Annotated in this window: 14 protein-coding genes; 7 read left to right on the forward strand and 7 right to left on the reverse strand. The window is 65.5% G+C overall.

Features of this window, described 5'->3' with window-relative positions; genetic code table 11:
• The first annotated feature begins 305 nt into the window (after positions 1–305).
• Complete coding sequence (locus tag FHY04_RS08995) at positions 306–1,109, forward strand: Crp/Fnr family transcriptional regulator (RefSeq protein WP_183936202.1); 804 nt, start codon at positions 306–308, stop codon at positions 1,107–1,109.
• Positions 1,110–1,306: 197 nt separating this feature from the next.
• Here the strand turns inward: FHY04_RS08995 and FHY04_RS09000 are convergent, their stop codons facing one another.
• Complete coding sequence (locus FHY04_RS09000; RefSeq protein WP_260171425.1) at positions 1,307–4,141, reverse strand: TonB-dependent receptor; 2,835 nt, start codon at positions 4,139–4,141, stop codon at positions 1,307–1,309.
• An 873-nt stretch (positions 4,142–5,014) separates the two neighbouring features.
• Between FHY04_RS09000 and FHY04_RS09005 the strand changes: the two genes are divergently transcribed.
• From FHY04_RS09005 to FHY04_RS09020, 4 genes are all read left to right on the forward strand, one after another.
• Positions 5,015–5,665: a carbonic anhydrase gene (locus tag FHY04_RS09005; protein ID WP_031394264.1), complete on the forward strand. Its 651-nt coding sequence runs from the start codon at positions 5,015–5,017 to the stop codon at positions 5,663–5,665.
• Between the two features lie 170 nt (positions 5,666–5,835).
• Positions 5,836–6,636: a class I SAM-dependent methyltransferase gene (locus tag FHY04_RS09010; protein WP_183936203.1), complete on the forward strand. Its 801-nt coding sequence runs from the start codon at positions 5,836–5,838 to the stop codon at positions 6,634–6,636.
• Between the two features lie 70 nt (positions 6,637–6,706).
• Positions 6,707–7,765, forward strand: a complete 1,059-nt coding sequence (locus FHY04_RS09015) for a sensor histidine kinase (RefSeq protein ID WP_183936204.1) — start codon at positions 6,707–6,709, stop codon at positions 7,763–7,765.
• Positions 7,766–7,851: 86 nt separating this feature from the next.
• Positions 7,852–8,544, forward strand: a complete 693-nt coding sequence (locus FHY04_RS09020; RefSeq protein WP_260171426.1) for a dienelactone hydrolase family protein — start codon at positions 7,852–7,854, stop codon at positions 8,542–8,544.
• A gap of 54 nt (positions 8,545–8,598) precedes the next feature.
• Here the strand turns inward: FHY04_RS09020 and FHY04_RS09025 are convergent, their stop codons facing one another.
• Positions 8,599–9,495 carry an ROK family protein gene (locus tag FHY04_RS09025; RefSeq protein ID WP_183936206.1) on the reverse strand — a complete coding sequence of 299 codons (897 nt, stop codon included), beginning with the start codon at positions 9,493–9,495 and terminating at the stop codon, positions 8,599–8,601.
• A 71-nt stretch (positions 9,496–9,566) separates the two neighbouring features.
• A complete protein-coding gene (locus tag FHY04_RS09030; RefSeq protein ID WP_183936207.1) occupies positions 9,567–10,796 on the reverse strand; it encodes an ROK family transcriptional regulator in 1,230 nt (409 codons plus the stop codon).
• 263 nt (positions 10,797–11,059) lie between these two features.
• On the opposite strand from FHY04_RS09030, the gene FHY04_RS09035 reads away from it, so the two are divergent.
• Together FHY04_RS09035 and FHY04_RS09040 are read left to right on the forward strand one after the other, a co-directional pair.
• Positions 11,060–11,569 carry a DUF697 domain-containing protein gene (locus FHY04_RS09035; protein WP_052149412.1) on the forward strand — a complete coding sequence of 170 codons (510 nt, stop codon included), beginning with the start codon at positions 11,060–11,062 and terminating at the stop codon, positions 11,567–11,569.
• A gap of 37 nt (positions 11,570–11,606) precedes the next feature.
• Positions 11,607–11,906: a hypothetical protein gene (locus tag FHY04_RS09040; protein ID WP_056675025.1), complete on the forward strand. Its 300-nt coding sequence runs from the start codon at positions 11,607–11,609 to the stop codon at positions 11,904–11,906.
• A gap of 69 nt (positions 11,907–11,975) precedes the next feature.
• On the opposite strand, the gene FHY04_RS09045 is transcribed toward FHY04_RS09040, so the two are convergent.
• From FHY04_RS09045 to FHY04_RS09060, 4 genes are all read right to left on the reverse strand, one after another.
• The gene (locus FHY04_RS09045) at positions 11,976–12,926 is read right to left on the reverse strand and encodes a D-alanyl-D-alanine carboxypeptidase family protein (RefSeq protein ID WP_244649069.1); all 951 of its coding nucleotides are present in this window, start codon (positions 12,924–12,926) and stop codon (positions 11,976–11,978) included.
• A gap of 5 nt (positions 12,927–12,931) precedes the next feature.
• A complete protein-coding gene (locus FHY04_RS09050) occupies positions 12,932–13,285 on the reverse strand; it encodes a hypothetical protein (protein ID WP_183936208.1) in 354 nt (117 codons plus the stop codon).
• Between the two features lie 11 nt (positions 13,286–13,296).
• On the reverse strand, positions 13,297–14,874 hold the full coding sequence (locus tag FHY04_RS09055) for a murein L,D-transpeptidase (protein WP_260171427.1): 1,578 nt from the start codon (positions 14,872–14,874) through the stop codon (positions 13,297–13,299).
• A 145-nt stretch (positions 14,875–15,019) separates the two neighbouring features.
• A complete protein-coding gene (locus tag FHY04_RS09060) occupies positions 15,020–16,651 on the reverse strand; it encodes a M28 family peptidase (protein ID WP_183936209.1) in 1,632 nt (543 codons plus the stop codon).
• Positions 16,652–16,717: the final 66 nt, after the last annotated feature.

A 16,717-nucleotide genomic window follows, 5' to 3' on the forward strand; every position in this document is an offset into this window, starting at 1 on the left:
GCAACCAGACCGTGTGGCCGTTCGCTGCGGTGACACCCCTCTAGGCCCACTCCCCAACCCCGTCAAATGCAAATTTCACTTTTATGGCAATTTTTGCGCCCTGGCGCGTTCTGCGCCCCCAACGGCGCGGAACAGGGTCCGGCCGGCGATATTGTACGAGCCCGGCCGCAGGAACGACGCGATCCAAGTGCGTTGCCACTGAGCGGGATCAGGATATTCCATAAGTCGAGCGATTCGAACGGTGAGCCGAGCGCATCACACACTTCCTCGGTCATCCCCCTCAGAGGCGTTCTCGTTCCTACTTGATGACCAGCGTCTTATCCGAACATCGCCCCGGCAGCACCTCAGGCCCACGCGCGTCTTTTGCGACGCGGAGTCCCGCGGCGGACAAGCTCGTCCGGAAGCTGCGCGACCGGCACCCCCTGTCGGCTGCCGAGGAGGTCGCGCTTAACACGTTGCTTGCAGCCAAAGCCGGGCCAATTTCCGGACGGACGGTGTTGCTCGACCGGGGAACGCGTCCAAGCGGGATCCATGTCCTGCTTGACGGTTGGGCGTGCCGCTACACGTTGCTCGCCGATGGGCGCCGCCGGATCGTCGCCTTTTATCTTCCGGGCGATGTCTGTGATTTCGACGTCTTCCTGCTGGCGGGGATGGACCAAACGATCGCCGCGATCACCCCTGCACGCGTCGCGGTGGTCGATGCCCCGATGCTGGCCGGGCTTGCGATCGACCATCCGCCCCTGACGCAGGCCCTGTGGTGGGAATCGCTGACCGCCGCCGCGATCCAGCGCGCCTGGACGCTCAATGTCGGGCAACGCAGTGCCAAACAGCGAATCGCACATCTGTTGTGCGAGCTATATCTGCGAATGGACCGGGTTGGGCTCGTACAGGACGGCAGCTGTGCGCTGCCGTTGACCCAGTTCCATCTGGGGGATGCCTGTGCGCTGACGTCCATCCACACCAATCGTGCGCTTCAAGAGCTGCGCCGTGACGGCTTGCTGTCGCTCGAGGCCCGACGCCTGACGATCCACGACTGGCCGGCGCTGGTCGATTTGGCCGCGTTCGCCCCCGCCTATCTCCAACTGTCCAAGCAGCCCGGTACCTCGTGATAGTGCGGCCCTTGGCTGAACAGCGGCCCGGGTGGTGGTCTGCTTCTTCATAGACGTCCAGCTAAGGCGGCGTTACCGCTCCAGCGTGCCACGCCACCCCGTTAAGCCATTAACGCCCGCTCGCCACAGAGCCGTCTGCAGACAGGCGGTCTCCGGGCGAGCGAGACTAGACGCGGCCTATTTAACGGCCGCCAGACCTACAGCCGGAAGGACAGCGACGCGACATAGGTCCGCCCGTTCTTGTAGAAGGCCGTGGGCCGATCGGGCGTCGCGTTATACTGGCGATAGGTCTCGTCGAGCAGGTTCTGCGCGTTGAGCGACAGCGTGACCTGCTTGGTCAGGTTGAACCCTGCCGACAGATCGAGCTGGTTATACGCGGCGACCATTTCGCGCGAGCCGAGACGGCCAATCGTGCGGAAATACTTCGTCCGGTAATTGTAGCTCAACCGCGCCTGGAACGGTCCGCTTTCGAAATAGGGGATCACGTTGACGGTGTGCTTCGACAGATAGGGAAGGTTGAGATCGGCGCCCGACGCGTCGGTCGAGGAGGTCGTGCTGTCCTGATAGGTATAATTCGCCTGGAGCCCGAACCCGCCCCAGATCTCGCTCTGCCCGGAAACGAGGATCCCGTTCACCTTCGCCTTGCCGCCGTTGATCGGCTGCGAAACGCTGTAATTGTTCTCCAGCCGCCCGGTCAGCGAATTGAACAGCGTCACCCCCTCGGTCCGGGTCGTGATGATGTAGTTGCTGATGTCGCGACGGAAGGCCTCGACCGCGAGCAGGCTGCCCGGACGCGGGTAGAATTCCGCGGTCAGCTCGTAATTGGTCGACTCATACGGCTTCAGATTGGGATTGCCGCCACCCGCATCGCGCGTCGTATCGTTTTGCGAGATCGATGCCGCCAGATCCTGATAGCGTGGCCGCGAGATCACCTTGGCGACCGCACCGCGGAAGATGAGCGACGAACTCGCCTCATAGGCGATATTGAAGCTCGGCAGGAACTTCAAATAGTCGGTCGATGTCGTCGTCGGGGTCGGCACGGGGTTGGGGTTGGCCGCGGTCGACAGCGTCAGCGCATAGTCCGACACGTCCTTGGTATAGACCAGCCGGCCGCCGATATTGCCGCGAAAGCCGCTCTGCTCGAAATTGAGCTGCGCATAGCTCGCCGCGACGGTTTCCTTGACCCGGGTCGACGCGCCGATCTTGCGGATCAGCGGCGAATTGATCGCATTCGCCAGGATGTCGATCACCGACTGTTCGGACAGGTTCAGATACTGAGTCGCGTTGCCCAACCCGCCGCTGCCGCTGAATGTGCCGTCCGGGGTCGACGCAGTCGGCACGTTGAGCTGCGATGCGAGCTGGGACGTGGTGAGATAGGTGTTGATGCCGCGGCCGTCGATGCGGTTGACATGGTCGGTGACGCGCGCGCCGAGCATCAGCTGCGTGAACGGCCCGAACGAAACCGGGATCGTCGCATCATAGCCGCCGAAGATGTCGCGATCGGTCGTCACGCTATAATCGAGTCCGCCGATCTGCGCGGCGTTCAACTGCGTGCCGCCGACCAGCACCGGGCTGCCCTCGATCTGTGCGGGATTGTTGTTCGGGTTGGTGAAGTAGTTTGCAGGGTTGGTCGGGTCGCCGGTGAAGTTGACCGTCGCCGTATCGTTGGTGAAGGCATAGCTGAACGGCAGTCTGGTCTGCACGTTGAACAGATATTCGGGATTGCGCCCGCCCCTCGCCCGGCTCCAGCCACCCGCGAACGACACCTTGGCGCCGTCATCGCCTTCCCAATCCGCGAACAGGTTCAGATTATCGGTGGTCAGCTTGGTCTTGCGGACGAGCGTGTCGAGCTGCGCGCTCTGGCTCGTGGCAGCACCGAAGGTCGCGGCGTTGACGACCCCGTTGCTGATATTGGCCGACTGCAGCACGTTACCCGTCCAGGCCCCGGGAATGGTGTACATCGACTGGCTGTAATTGTCGTAATTGCCGTTGATGTGCAGGCCGTTGAGCGTCAGCGTCAGCTCCGAGCTGGGGCGGTACTGCACGGTGCCGGACACGCTCTTGCGCTCGCGCGTCTGCTGGAAATAGGCATAGTTGATGCCGAACGGCGAAGCGGCCTTGTAGAGATCCGCAATTGTTCCGCCGGTGATGGTCGCACCCGGGCTCTTCAGGCTGAGCGTGCCGTCCTGCGCGCGGTTGACGAACGGGCTGTTATAGGTGCCGTCCGCATTCGCCGCGGCATTGTCATAGCCGAAGAATTCCACGCCGGCGCGCGTCAGGCTCTGCTTGTCATAGGTCGCGGCGACCAACACACCGAACGTCTCCGCATCGTTTTTCCAGCTGTACAGCCCCGAGCCGCGGACATTGCCCTTGTCCGAACGGTCGTTGTACGAATAGCCGCCCGACGCGAAAATCGAATTGGCCTTGAGCTCGAGCGGCCGGCGGGTGCGGACGATGACGGTGCCGCCAAGGCTACCCTCCTCGATCCGCGGCTCGGGCGACTTGTACACCTCCAGCCGGTCGACGAGTTCGGGCGCGAGCAACGAATAGTTGAAGGTGCGGCTCGACGGGTCATTGTCGTTGCCGCCCCAATCCGCCGACGCGAGCGCATGACCGTCGAGCAGCATCCGGTTCAGCGCGGGATCGGTACCAAGGATGGCGACCTTCTCGCCCTCGCCGAAGCGCCGATCGATGCTCACGCCCGGGATGTGCGACAGCGATTCAGCGACGTTGCGGTCGGGAAACTTGCCGATCGCTTCGGCGCTAATCACGTCGACCACGGCATTGGCCTCGCGCTTGACCGCGATCGCGCTGCGCAGGCTGCCGCGGATACCGGTGACGACGATGTCGCTGTCCGCGTCTCCCGAGGGGGCGGCCTGCGTGGGGGGTGTCTGCGCGGATGCGGGCTGCTCGGCGGCGGCTGGCGGGGCCGACGACGGCGCGGTCTGTGCACCCGCAGGCGCGATCAGCCCGGCGATCGCGCTGGCGACCACGCCGGTGGATGCGAGCAACATCTGCTTAGGAAAAACCATTGGTCAAAGCCCCTTTTCATAGGCGCCATCGCGCCATCCCGATGCAGCCCATGCCTGCACCCGTAAATCCCGCGAATCGCCCGGTATTCTTTTGGTAGCCAGGTCGATGTCTAGGCGTCGCTACCTATATCAAATTCATTTTCCGAATCTAATGCGAAAATTACCTTTTTATTACCAATTCTGGGAGGGACGCATTTCAGTCCGGCGATTGCCCCGTGGCTGCGGACCTGACATCAGCGAGACCCGGGCCGAATCCGTTCGACAAGGCAAGACGCGTCAGCGCATCAATCCGCCCATATACTCCACGCCTCCAAAGATGGTGTGAGGCGCGGATCAACGGCACATTCTTTCGCCTTTCGAGGGACTTACCCGCGCTTACTGACAGGCGCTAGCGCATCATGACCCCGGAAGCCGACGCCAGGGCCGACCGCAGCGGATCGAATACTCACTTAGGCTCGAGTAGTATTCGCTGGCGAACTGCAAATAAGGGCAACATTCCATACCAAAGTAGGATATTTGGGGTGTTCAACGAGCCATGCGGTTCGCGCACAGCGGATCGCGCTACCACCCCTAGCGTAAGCGCTGATCAGGCGAGCGCGGAACATCCGCGTTGCGAGATGCTGCGCGCGGCAGCGCACTGTCTATGGCGCCGGAGCCCCTGCCCATGGCATAGGGCCTGATCAACCCCATGGTCGCGCAATTCATCCGTGTGGGGGGCGTGCCTACGATTCCCCCGCACCTGCGCCACTCGCGGGGCAGATCGCTCGCCCTATCGCAGGATCGGCAGTGTTGCGGGCTTCCCGGGGAACCGCTCGCATGACAAGGGGTTTCTGAAATTGGCCGTTTTGGCCGTATCCCGGGAGACGATACACAATGACTGATTTTGCCGATCTTGTAGATGGATACCAGCGGTTTCGGACGTCTGACTGGCGCCGCCAGCATGACCGTTGGGAGAAATTGAAAGTCGGACAGGAACCGCGCGTCATGGTGATCGCCTGTTCGGACAGCCGGGTCGAACCCGCGCAGATCTTCGACACGTTGCCTGGTGAGATGTTCGTCGTCCGCAATGTCGCCAACCTTGTTCCGCCGTTCGAGACGGGTGGCGGCTATCACGGCGTTTCTGCCGCGGTGGAATTTGCGGTCACGCAGCTCAAGGTCGGCGAGATCGTCGTACTCGGCCATGGCCAGTGCGGCGGCTGCAAGGCGGCGCTCGCAGGCACGTTCGACAAGGCAGAGCGCGGCCAGGGTGGCTTCATCAGTGACTGGGTGCATCTGCTCGACGGCGCACGCGAGTCCGTCGCCAAGGATCATGCCGATCTGAAGTCTGAAGAGGCTCGCGAGGCGATGGAGCAGGCTGCCGTTCGGACGTCGATTGAAAATCTGCGGACCTTCCCGTTCGTCCGCGATGCAGAGGCTGCCGGCGATCTCGAGATCCGCGGCGCGGTGTTTGCGATCGACGACGGCATTCTGCGCGTGATGGACGAGGATGGCGGGTTCACGCCGGCTCAGCCCCGCGCGGACTGATGCCGAGGCCGGGCCGGCGAAAGTCTCGTCGGCCCGGCGCATCTTTACTTCAAACCTTATCTGCTGGCCGCTGCGAGCTCTCGCAAATGGTCAGGGGAGACCGAGACTGTAGGCGGGTTGCGGCCCGTCAGATTAGGGCGCTATGTTGCTGGCTTCTGACTGGAGGTCCTATGACGCGCCTTGCCTTGGTTATCGCTGCCGGTCTGTCGGCCGCCACAGCGGCATATGCCGCACCCGATCCCGCGCCGAGCGCCGCCCTGGTCGCGGCAACCAAAGCCGGGACGCGAACGCCCGCGACGATCGCGCGTGACGCCTTCCGCCATCCCGCTCAGACGCTCGCGTTTTTCGGTGTGAAGCCTGGTGACACGGTCGTCGAGATCTGGCCCAGCGGCGGCTGGTATACAGAGATCCTTGCGCCCTATCTCGCGGCCCGCGGCACGCTTTATGCCGCCGCGCCGACCGAGAAGGGTCTCGCAGCTGTCCGGGCCAAGCGGCAGGCGATGCCCGAAGCCTATCGCGCGCTGCGCTATGCCATGTTCCCGGCAGTCGCCGGCCAGCCGACCGTTCCCGCAGGCTCGGCGGACGTCGTGCTGACCTTCCGCAACGTGCACAACTGGCGGTTCGGGGCCGCCGATCAGACCCAGGCCGCGTTCGACCAGATGTTCGCGATGCTGAAGCCCGGCGGCACGCTTGGCCTTGTCGAACACCATCTGCCCGAAGCGTCGGGCAAGATCGAGGAAGGCAAGAGCGGCTATATGAAGCGGTCGTCGGTTATCGCCTATGCCACCAAGGCAGGATTCAAGCTGGCAGGCGAGAGTGCGGTCAATGCGAACCCGAAGGATACGCATGACTATCCCAAGGGCGTGTGGACCCTGCCGCCCAATTACGCCGAGGGCGATGTTGGCCGCGCGCGCTATACCGCGATCGGCGAAAGCGACCGGATGACGCTCAAGTTCGTCAAACCCCGTTGATCGCCGCGCAGAGTGTCGCCCGTCGCATCCAAGATTTGGAAGCGGCGGGCTACGCTGTTACGACACCCGTGTGACCGCCACCCCACTCCGTTTCCTCGAACGTCTGCCGCTGCTATGGGATCGCCGCGCCATCGCGTACGGCGTTGCGGTCGCCCTCTCCATCGCCGCCTGCGCGATCCGGATCGGCGTCGATCACCTGCTGCCGCCCGGTTTTCCGTTCCTGACCTTCTTCCCGGCGGTCATCATCTCGTCCTTCCTGCTCGGGCGCGGTCCCGGTTCAGCGGCTGCACTGTTGTGCGGTGTGCTGGCCTGGTATTATTTCATCGCGCCACGCCAAGGGTTCACACTCGGCGTCGATACCGCGGTAGCACTGCTCTTCTATGCCGCAGTAGCTGCCGTCGACATCGCGCTGGTCCACTGGATGCAGCAGGCCAATCACCGGCTGCGCGACGAGCGCGAACGCAACGCCGACCTTGCGCTGCGCAGCGGGCTGCTGGCTGATCGGACCGAAGTGCTGTTCCGCGAATTGCAGCACCGCGTATCGAATAATCTCCAGATGATCGGGGCCGTCCTGGCGTTGCAGAAGCGCGGTATCGCCGACCCCGCCGCGGCTCTCGCGCTCGACAATGCGGCGACCAAGATCACGCTGATCGGCCGGATCCAGCGGCAGCTCTACGATACCAGCGGATCGCTGATCGCGCTCGACCAGTTCCTCCACCAACTGACTGCCGACGTGATCGAGGCGGGCGGCAATCCCGGTATCGTCCACTCCGTTTCCGCACCGCCCGGCGTCATGCTCCCCCCTGACGCGCTGATCCCCGTTGCGCTGATCATGGCGGAGGCGATCGCCAACGCGATCGAGCATGGGCTGGTGGGACGCGATCATGGCAGCATCCGGGTCGATCTCGTCCAGACCACCACGGGGTTGCAACTCTGCGTGACCGACGACGGCGCCGGATTGCCCGAGGGATTCGATATGCGCGGCTCGACGAGCCTCGGTCTGAAGATCGCCACCACGCTAGCGCGACAGCTCGGTGGCAGCTTCGACGTCAGAAGCGCCGATCCGGTCGGCGCACAGAGCGTGCTGACCATCCCCCATTCCCCCGCAGGACAGCCCCCTACCCCATGATCATCCGCAGCGACGAATTCATCGATATCCCTCGCATCGCCAGCGGCACTCCTTCGGATGATGCCATGCCGTCACCAGGCGGCGTCATGCGCACGCACCTGTTCCGCCCCGCGGTCGAGGGACGCTATCCCGGCGTTCTACTGTTCTCGGAAATCTACCAGGTCACGGATCCGATCCGCCGACTCGCCGCCTATGTCGCCGGCCACGGCTTCTGTGTCGCGGTGCCCGAGGTCTATCATGAGTATGAGCGACCCGGGACGGTGCTGCGCTACGACGTGGCCGGCACCGATCGCGGCAACGCGCTGAAGGTCACGAAACCGGTTCACGCCTTCGACGCGGATGCGGTCGCGGCGCTCGACGGCCTCGCCATGCACCCCGCCTGTACCGGGCGGCTCGCGACGATGGGCGTCTGCCTGGGGGGACATCTTGCCTACCGCGCCGCACTCGATCCCCGCGTCTCAGCAGCGGCGTGCTTTTACGCGACCGACATCCACAGCGGCACGCTGGGTGAAGGCAAGCAGGATGACAGTCTGGCGCGCATGGAGGAGCTGAAGGCGGAAACGCTGTTCATCTGGGGGCGGCAGGACCCGCATGTCCCGTTTGCCGCGCGCGAGACGATCCGCGCACGGCTGGAGGCGGTCGGCGCCAATTATGGCTGGCTCGAGGTCAACGGCCAGCACGCGTTTCTGCGTGACGAGGGACCACGCTATGATCCCGCCCTGTTCACCCAGACGCTGAACGCGGTCATCGCTCTATTTAACCGCACCCTAGCCGGATGACGGCGCACCGCCGGTCAGCCGGCTAGGCGCCTCGCGGGCTCCGACGCAGGAGGCTCAGCGCGGCCACAACCGCGCTGCGCCGCGCACGCCCGAGGAATCACCCCAACGGGCCGGCACCACCTGCCCCTTCCAGTCGCCACCGAAGCTGTAGCGATCGATCACCGCGGGAAGCCGGGCGTAGATCGCCTCGACATTCGACATGCCGCCGCCGAACACGAAGACGTCCGGGTCGACGATATTGGCGATCATCGCCAGCGCGCGTCCGAGCCGATCGACATAGGTGTCGAGCGATGCGACCGCGTCGGCTTCGCCGTGTCGCGCGGCCTCGACGATCGCGGCGCCGTCGAGCATCTGCCCGGACCGGGCGGCATGCTCCTGCCGGAAACCGGTCCCCGATATCAGCATGTCGAGGCACCCGCTTTGTCCGCACCAGCAGGACGGACCGGGATATTCCGCCGCGGTCATCCATGGAAGCGGAACATGGCCCCATTCGCCGCCCATGCCGTTCGCGCCCTCGACGATGTGCCCGTCGACGACCAGTCCGCCTCCGACGCCGGTCCCGACGATCACCGCAAAGGCGGACCGCGCCCCCGCTGCCGCCCCGTCGACCGCCTCGGACAGCGCCATGCAATTCGCGTCATTGGCCATCCGGACCTGACGGCCGAGCGCAGTCTCCAGATCCTCGCGAAAGGCGCGGCCGTTGAGGAAGGTGGCGTTCGAGTTGCGCATCAGCCCGTCGCGCGGACTGATCGATCCGGGCGTACCGACCCCGATCGAGCCCATGGCGCCCGCCTCGCTCTCGGCGCGAGCGATCAGCTCGCCGATCGTCCCGATGGCGTCGTCGTAATTTCCCGGGTTCGGGCTGCGCACGCGGGCGAGGAACTGGCCGTCGGCGTCAAGGGCCGCTGCCTCGATCTTCGTGCCGCCGACATCGATACCGATCTGGATCACTGCATCTCTCTCTGACTTTGGTTTGGAGGCACCCTGCCCGCGAGAAATATAAAGTCAATTTGCTTTAACAATCAGCCCTTAATCAGGATGGCGTCCGACGGCAGGATCCGGTCGAGAAACGGCAGGATCGCAGCGCCCACGGCGGGCGCATCGCGCGACAGTGTGGCGCGCCGGATCGGTGCACGCGCCGGGATCGTCGGCGCCGCCGCGATCAGCTTGCGCGTCGTTTCCGACGCCAGTCGGTCGAGCACCAAGTCGGGGAGACGTCCGCCGATCAGCACCGCGGCCGGGTTGATCAGGCAGTTGACGGCGGTCAGCGCAGGCACGAGGGCGCTCGCGCACTCGTCGACCCATGCACTCAATGTGCTGCCGAACTGCTCGGCAAGCTCCAGCGCCGGGTCGAACGGCGTGGTCAGGCCCGCCTGTTCGAGCCGCGCGGCAAGTGCGGACAAGGACACCACGTCCTGAAGCACCTGTCCCGGCATGCCCGCCAGCGGCAGAAAGCCGAGCTCCCCGCTGCGGGCGTCGGCGCCGCGATAATAGGATCCGTCGATGACGACCCCGCCCCCAAGCCCTGCGCTGACCAGAATGTAGAAGAAGCTCGCATGGTCGAGCCCGCCACCGAACTGCGCCTCGCCGATCGCCGCCGCCGCCGCGTCATTATCGATATGGACCGACCAGGGAACGACACCGGCGAGCAGCGCCTGGAGGTCGACAGCACCCCAGCATTCATAGCCCGCCGGACGATGCGGCAACGCCACCTGCCCCAGATCGTCGGGCAGTGCCACGCCGACGCCGAGGATGCGATCGGCGCGCAGCACGTCCGATCGCCGGATCTCCGCGATCTCCTTGCCGACGATACCAATGATGTCGTCGGGCATCGCGAACGCGATCTGCTGTGTGAACCGGGACCGGACCTGCCCCGCCAGATCGAGCGATACGAGCGTGACGTTATCACGGTCGATGTTCAGCCCGATCGCGAAGCATCCATCGGGGTTGATCCGCAACCGCACCGCCGGCTGGCCGCGTCCGCCCTTGCGGCGCCCGGCATCGACGATGAGATCGGCCTCGAACAGGCGCCCGGTGATATTCGCGATCGTCGGCGCGGTGAGGTTGGTCATCGTCGCGATCTCGGTCCGTGTGATGTCCGGATTTCGACGGATGACCTGGAGCACGACGCGCTGGTTATAGTCGCCGGCCCGTTCGAGATTGGTGCCCGACAGGCTTGGGCCGAGCCGCACCGCGCGTTCCTCCGCAGTCACCCCGCCACCGGCATGCGGCTCGAAATCCGAGAAATCCACGGCTTGCTCCCTCCCCGGAACGTCGAGGCGCGCATCGATGTGACTTCGCGCGCCGCCCCGTCAGTCGTGCGTGCCGACGGCCCCAAATGCGATCCTATAGTCCGACATCCACCCCAGCCGGTCAATTGAATATGCCAAGTTGGTTATATCTCCGCACCGGCCCGGCACGGCAGCCTGCAGCCGGCCCCGAACAAGCCACGTCGCGCAGTTGCAAAGCCTGTGGTATCGCGCCGCAATTCAACCATTTGGAAAGATCGACATCGATGATTACACGGCTCGAAGATCTGGAGCGGGTCCGCGCCGAAAGCCGGTCGCTTGTCACCCGGCGATCCTTGATGTCGGCGGGCGCCGCGGTCGTTCCGATTCCGGGCGTCGACCTGGTCGCCGATGTCGGCCTGTTGACGACCCTGCTGCCGAAGATCAGCGAAATGTTCCAGCTCGATCACGAACAGGTGCAAAAGCTCGAGCCGCATCTCGCGCAGCAGGTGCTGGTGATGGCGTCGAGCATGGGTAACAACGTGATCGGCCGCATGGTCACCAAACGGGTGGTCGCCGCGCTGCTGCGGCGCGTCGGTGCGCGGGTCGCGGCGGGATCACTTGCCAAATATGTACCGTTCGTCGGTTCTGCCTTCGCCGCCACGATCAGCTTCGGCGCGATGAAGCTGGTCGGCAACGCGCATATCGAGGATTGCTACAAGACGGCGCTGGCCTTGCTGCCCGCGTCGGGGCAAATCGCTCCGGTCTCGACCCCGGCGGGCGGTATCGCACGCTGACCCGGCGCACGCAGCGCCCCACGAAGAGGACCGACACATGGCGAAACAATATTGGGCACAGTTGATCGACTTCGAAGAGGAGATGCAGTCCGCGTGCATCTCCGGCGCGACCGATCACGAGGATGCCGCCGAGACGCTCATCTCCGACTTTGTTGGGCAGATGGGTGGAGAAATCACCAAGGGCGCTGTGCGCGTCTGGGTGCAGGGCGAAAACCGCGAGAAGGTCTATGACTGGACCGTCGACCTGATCATCCCAGAGGATGACGGCACGCACGGCGGCGACGAGGATGAAGAGATCGAGGTCGAGGCCGAGATCGAGTTGATCGAACGCACCTGACGCCCCCGCGCCAATCAGGCACCCCGTGCACCGTGGCGTACGGGGTGCCCTGGCTTGAGCCGCAACAGATTAGCTCGGGGCGCCCTCGCCGCCGTTGAACCCGCGCTCGAGAATCTGCGCGACCAGCCGATCGCGTGAGCGTGCGGTTCGCTCGCCCAGGACGACGGCGATCAGTCGGCGGTTGCCGCGCTTGGCCGATGCCGCCAGATTGAACCCGGCCTCGACCGTATAGCCCGTCTTGATGCCGTCGAGCCCGTCGAAGGCGCCGAGCATGTGATTATGGTTCTGCAACTGCCGTCCCGCCCAGCGAAACGACCGGGTGCTGAAATAGGCATAGCGATCCGCATGCTGGTCGATCAGCGCCTTGGACAACATGGCCATGTCGGTGGCGGTCGTGAGATTGGCGCCGGGCAATCCAGTGACGTTGGTGAACGACGTCCGCCGCATGCCGAGCGTCCGCGCCTTTGCGGTCATCCGCCGCGCGAAGCCGGCTTCGCTGCCACCCAGTTTTTCGGAAAGTGCCACCGCCACGTCATTGGCCGAACTCACCGCGATCGCCCGGATCGCTTCGCCGACGGTCAGCCCGGCACCGGGTCGCAGACCGAGCCGTGACGGCGGCTGGTTTGCCGCAGCGCGTGAGAATTTGACGGTGTCGGACAGCTGCAGCTTGTTCGCGTCGAGCGCGTCGAACGCGAGGAACAGCGTCATCATCTTGGTCAGCGACGCGGGTCGACGGACCAGATTGGCCCCTTGCGCATATAATACCCGGCCGTCGCGCGCGTCGATCAGGATGGCCGACACGGTCCGCGCCGCCGCGGGCGATGGCGCGGCGAGCACGGGTTCAGCCAAAGCCGGAACCGCCATTGCCGTCCCGGGAATCGCGGCCAGCGGCACCGGCGCGGCGCGGCTCGCCACCCCGGCGGGCGACGCCGTCGATACCGCAGACGACATGGGCAGAACCAGCGTGGCCAGCGCCGCCAGCACTGCCGGGATACGGCGCTGATAGGCGCCGGTCGGCATCGGCCTCACTGCGGCTCCATCTCGTTCGTGGCGGGCACGTCATCGGTGGGTTCGCTCGCGCTGCTGCCATCGCGGCGGACGCGCGCAGTCATGCCCGTCGCATCGGCATCGTCCTGCATCTGAACGTCCGGCGCGATTTCCGGAGCGGGAGGGGCTTCGGCCTTGACCTCCGCAGGGGCGGGCGCAGGCGCTTCCTCGACCACCGCCGGCGCCTCGGCTTCGGCGGGGGCCTCTTCCTCATACGCGCTGTTTTCTGTCACGGGTGCGGTGTCCGGCTCCGACGGGGAACAGCCGCCGAGCGCGGTCGCCAACAGGCTCGCGCCGAGCGCGAAGCGGATCGCATATGCCTTGGTCATCATGGTCATGTCCCTCATCGTGCTGCCATCGCCTGCGCCGCCGACCGTGCCTCGATCTTGGAGGCCAGTGTCGAATCCCAGCTATAGGGATCCGCGCGGAAGTTCATCTGGCCGTTACCACTGGCGAATGCCGTCCAATAGAGGAGATAGACCGATACGGGCTTGCTAAGCCGCGCCCGCACCGTCGCGCCCTTATCGACCGTCGCCGCGACCGTCTCGGGGGTCCATTGCGGATCACCCGCCAGCAGGAGGTTGGCAAGCTCGGCGGGCTTTTCGAGCCGGACGCACCCATGGCTCGCCAGACGGCTGAAGCTCGCAAACTTCGCGCGTGACGGGGTGTCGTGCAGATACACCGAATAGGGATTGTCGAAATCGAACTTGTACCGCCCCAGCGCGCTCTGCGTACCAGCGGCCTGCTGCAGCCGCGTGCCGCCGATCACCTTGAAGCCGTTGCGCTTCAGGTATCCCGGATTGGCCTTTTCCTTCGGCCAGAGCTCGCGTGTCGCGATCGAGGTCGGGACGTTCCAGGGCGGATTGATCACGACGCTGTGAATCGTCGAGGTCAGCATCGGCGTCTCGTCACCCGGTCGCCCGGTGACCGCGCGCATCGACGTGATCGGCCGGTCGCCGTCGAATACCGTCAGGACCGCGGCGGCAATATTCACCTGAATGCGATCCTTGGGCAGTTCCTGCGGCAGCCAGCGCCAGCGTTCCATGTTCGCCATGATCTGGCGGACGCGATCGGTCGCCGAGACGTTCAGCGCACCCAGCGTCTGCCCCGACACGATCCCGCTCGGATTGAGCCCGTAGCGCCGCTGCGCGCGACGTACCCCCTCGAGCAGCGCAGCGTCGAACCGGTCACCACCAGTCGATACGTCCTTGTCCTCGACCGCAAGCCGCTGGCGGAGCGCAGTCACACGCGGGCCCGTCGCGCCGATCGTCATATCCGGGCCACTCGCCAGCATGGACCAACCGCCCGCCGCAGCGATCGCGCGATAGCGCTCGAGCCCGGCCTTGAGCCCGTCATACCCTGAATAGGGTGGCGGCAACGCAGCGAACCACGCGGCGATCCGGTCACGCTTCACCGCATCGGCAAAGCCCGGCAGCGGATCGAAGGCCGGCGGGCGCATGCCCCAGTCCCGCTGGAAGTCGGCTTCGGACAAGCGCCCGGCATGGACGGCGCGGGCATGGTCGAGCGCTTCGCGGACCAATGTGTCATTGTCGACGTCGAGTACGAGCGACGGCCGCGCGAACGCGAGCCCCTGCCCCATCGTGTCCGACGCAAGCAGCTTCTGCAGCTGCTTGACCTGGGCAACGGACAGCACCGGCATGCGAACGGTAGGAACCACTGGCGGCACCGCCATGCGCGGCGTCATCGCCTGCGCCGGAAGCGCAGGCTGGACGGCCGGCGGGTTCGATGGGGCGACGGGCCTTTGCGGCTGGGTCTGGAACAGTTGCGGCGGCACCAGCTGCTCCTGCGCCGCTCGGGCCGAAACGGCGTCGACCGGGAGCAACAGGGCCACCACCGCGGCACCGCTCAGCATCGTGCCGAACCAGGGGGCGTTCGTCTTTGTCTTTGAAAGGCTTTGCATAGCGTCCCTATAGCGATCGCGTCCTGCGTCGCACGGGCAATATCGCCCTAGCCTGAATAAAGCCCGGACGACGCGATATTTCCCGCCGCCTCGCCGAATATCGCAGGGCCCAACGCCCCCTTCGGCCTGGGCGCGGCCGTGCCCGTCATTTGCGCGCCGCCCGAGTCGCGTCGCGCTCCGCCGCGAACGGCTCGGACGCGTTCCAGACTGGCCATGCCGTCCCCTCGGCGACCTCGCGGCCCAGCGCATAGGCGACGCTACCCTCCTGCGCGGCGCCAGTCATGTCCCAGCGCGCGTCGAACTCGTCGCAGGTCTGGTGATAGCATCGTGCGTTGAACCGATCGCGCATCGCCTCGCCTGCCTTCGTCCCGCCCGTCACCAGATCGCGGCCCGCGCGGAAATACACCCCCGGCACGCCCTTCTGCGCCAGCGCGTAATGGTCCGAGCGGTAATACCAGCCCGCCTCGGTATTCTCCTCGGGCACGATCCGCAGCCCCTGCGCCGCCGCAACCCGCGTGAGGTCACGCTCCATCGGCGTTCGCCCGACGCCGATCAGTTCGAGATCGCGGGTTCGCCCCAGCACGACATGCGGGTCGAGACTGAACTGTGCTGCGGTCATCGCGAGCGGCAGGACCGGATGGTCGGCGTACCAGCTTGCACCAAGCAGCCCCTTTTCTTCCGCAGTCCACAGCGCGAACACGACCGAACGCCGCGGCCGGGCGGCGCCCGCATAGGCGTGCGCGATCTCGAGCAGCGTCGCGGTGCCGGTCCCGTTGTCGATCGCACCGTTGCGGATCCGGTCCGCGGGCGGATCGAACGCGTTCTCCCCATAGGCATCCCAATGCGCGCCATAGAGAATGCTGCCCGCCGCGGGATCGGTGCCCGGAAGAACGCCGACGACATTGTGGCTCGCGACATGTTCCATCCGCGTTTCGACGCGCGCCGACAGGGTCGCCCCCTTCAACGTGATCGCGGCAAAGTCTGCGCGCTGTGCGGCAGCCTTTGCCGTGGCATAATCCATGCCCGCCTGCCCCAGCAGGCGGATCCCGATGTCGTTGCGCAGATTGCCGCGCACTCCGAATGCCGCAGGCACCGTCCCCGTGTCGAGCGCATAGCCCGGTACCGCGTCGCCGTTCGCGATCTGCAGCCAGGGATAGCTTGCCGGAAACGTCTCGTGGATCGTCAGGAACGCCGCCGCGCCGCGCTTCTGCGCCTCGTTCAGCTTGGTCCGTGCGGCTGGGCTCGAGGCGCGTCCGCCAAATCCCAGGTCCCGCCCCGCCTCGACATCGGGATCGCCGGCCAAGGCGACGACGATCTTGCCGCGCACATCGACCCCGCGATACGGATCATAGCCGAGCGTCGGCTCGACCACGCCATAGCCGACAAAGACGATATCGGCATGGTCGAGCGCGGTCGTGCCGACGATCCGCGACGATGCCGCGATCTCGATCCCCGGTCGTAATGGCACCGACTGGTTGCCGAGTTGCAGCGTGAGGGTTGCGGCATCGCGGGTCCAGCGCAGCAGGGGCACACGCTGCCGATAGCTGGCGCCGACAATGGGCTGCAACCCGAGTTGCTTGAAGCGTTGCTCGAGGAATTCGAGCGTGACCGCCTCGCCCGCCTGGGTGGGTCCGCGCCCGTGAAACGCATCCGCGCTCAGTGTCTTGACGTCCGCCTTGATCCGGTCCGGCGACAGGATGGGCGGCCGTGGATCAGCGGCGATGGCGGCGGTGGTGGCCGAGACGGTGAGCAGCAGCAGCGGCAGGAGGCGTTTCATCGGCTCAACCTGCCTAAGATGCGTCGCACGCACAAGCGACCGAATGAGATCGCGCGCTATTCCCGT

The organism is Sphingomonas sp. BK481 (genome assembly GCF_014194875.1).
In the GTDB taxonomy this organism is placed as follows: domain Bacteria; phylum Pseudomonadota; class Alphaproteobacteria; order Sphingomonadales; family Sphingomonadaceae; genus Sphingomonas; species Sphingomonas aerolata.

Coding starts and splice junctions, on each gene's coding strand:
- FHY04_RS09005 (WP_031394264.1), top strand. CDS start 5,015: ATGACTGATTTTGCCGATCTTGTAGATGGATACCAGCGGTTTCGGACG.
- FHY04_RS09010 (WP_183936203.1), top strand. CDS start 5,836: ATGACGCGCCTTGCCTTGGTTATCGCTGCCGGTCTGTCGGCCGCCACA.
- FHY04_RS09045 (WP_244649069.1), bottom strand. CDS start 12,926: ATGCCGACCGGCGCCTATCAGCGCCGTATCCCGGCAGTGCTGGCGGCG.
- FHY04_RS09020 (WP_260171426.1), top strand. CDS start 7,852: ATGCGCACGCACCTGTTCCGCCCCGCGGTCGAGGGACGCTATCCCGGC.
- FHY04_RS09060 (WP_183936209.1), bottom strand. CDS start 16,651: ATGAAACGCCTCCTGCCGCTGCTGCTGCTCACCGTCTCGGCCACCACC.
- FHY04_RS09050 (WP_183936208.1), bottom strand. CDS start 13,285: ATGATGACCAAGGCATATGCGATCCGCTTCGCGCTCGGCGCGAGCCTG.
- FHY04_RS09035 (WP_052149412.1), top strand. CDS start 11,060: ATGATTACACGGCTCGAAGATCTGGAGCGGGTCCGCGCCGAAAGCCGG.
- FHY04_RS09055 (WP_260171427.1), bottom strand. CDS start 14,874: ATGCAAAGCCTTTCAAAGACAAAGACGAACGCCCCCTGGTTCGGCACG.
- FHY04_RS09040 (WP_056675025.1), top strand. CDS start 11,607: ATGGCGAAACAATATTGGGCACAGTTGATCGACTTCGAAGAGGAGATG.
- FHY04_RS08995 (WP_183936202.1), top strand. CDS start 306: ATGACCAGCGTCTTATCCGAACATCGCCCCGGCAGCACCTCAGGCCCA.
- FHY04_RS09000 (WP_260171425.1), bottom strand. CDS start 4,141: ATGGTTTTTCCTAAGCAGATGTTGCTCGCATCCACCGGCGTGGTCGCC.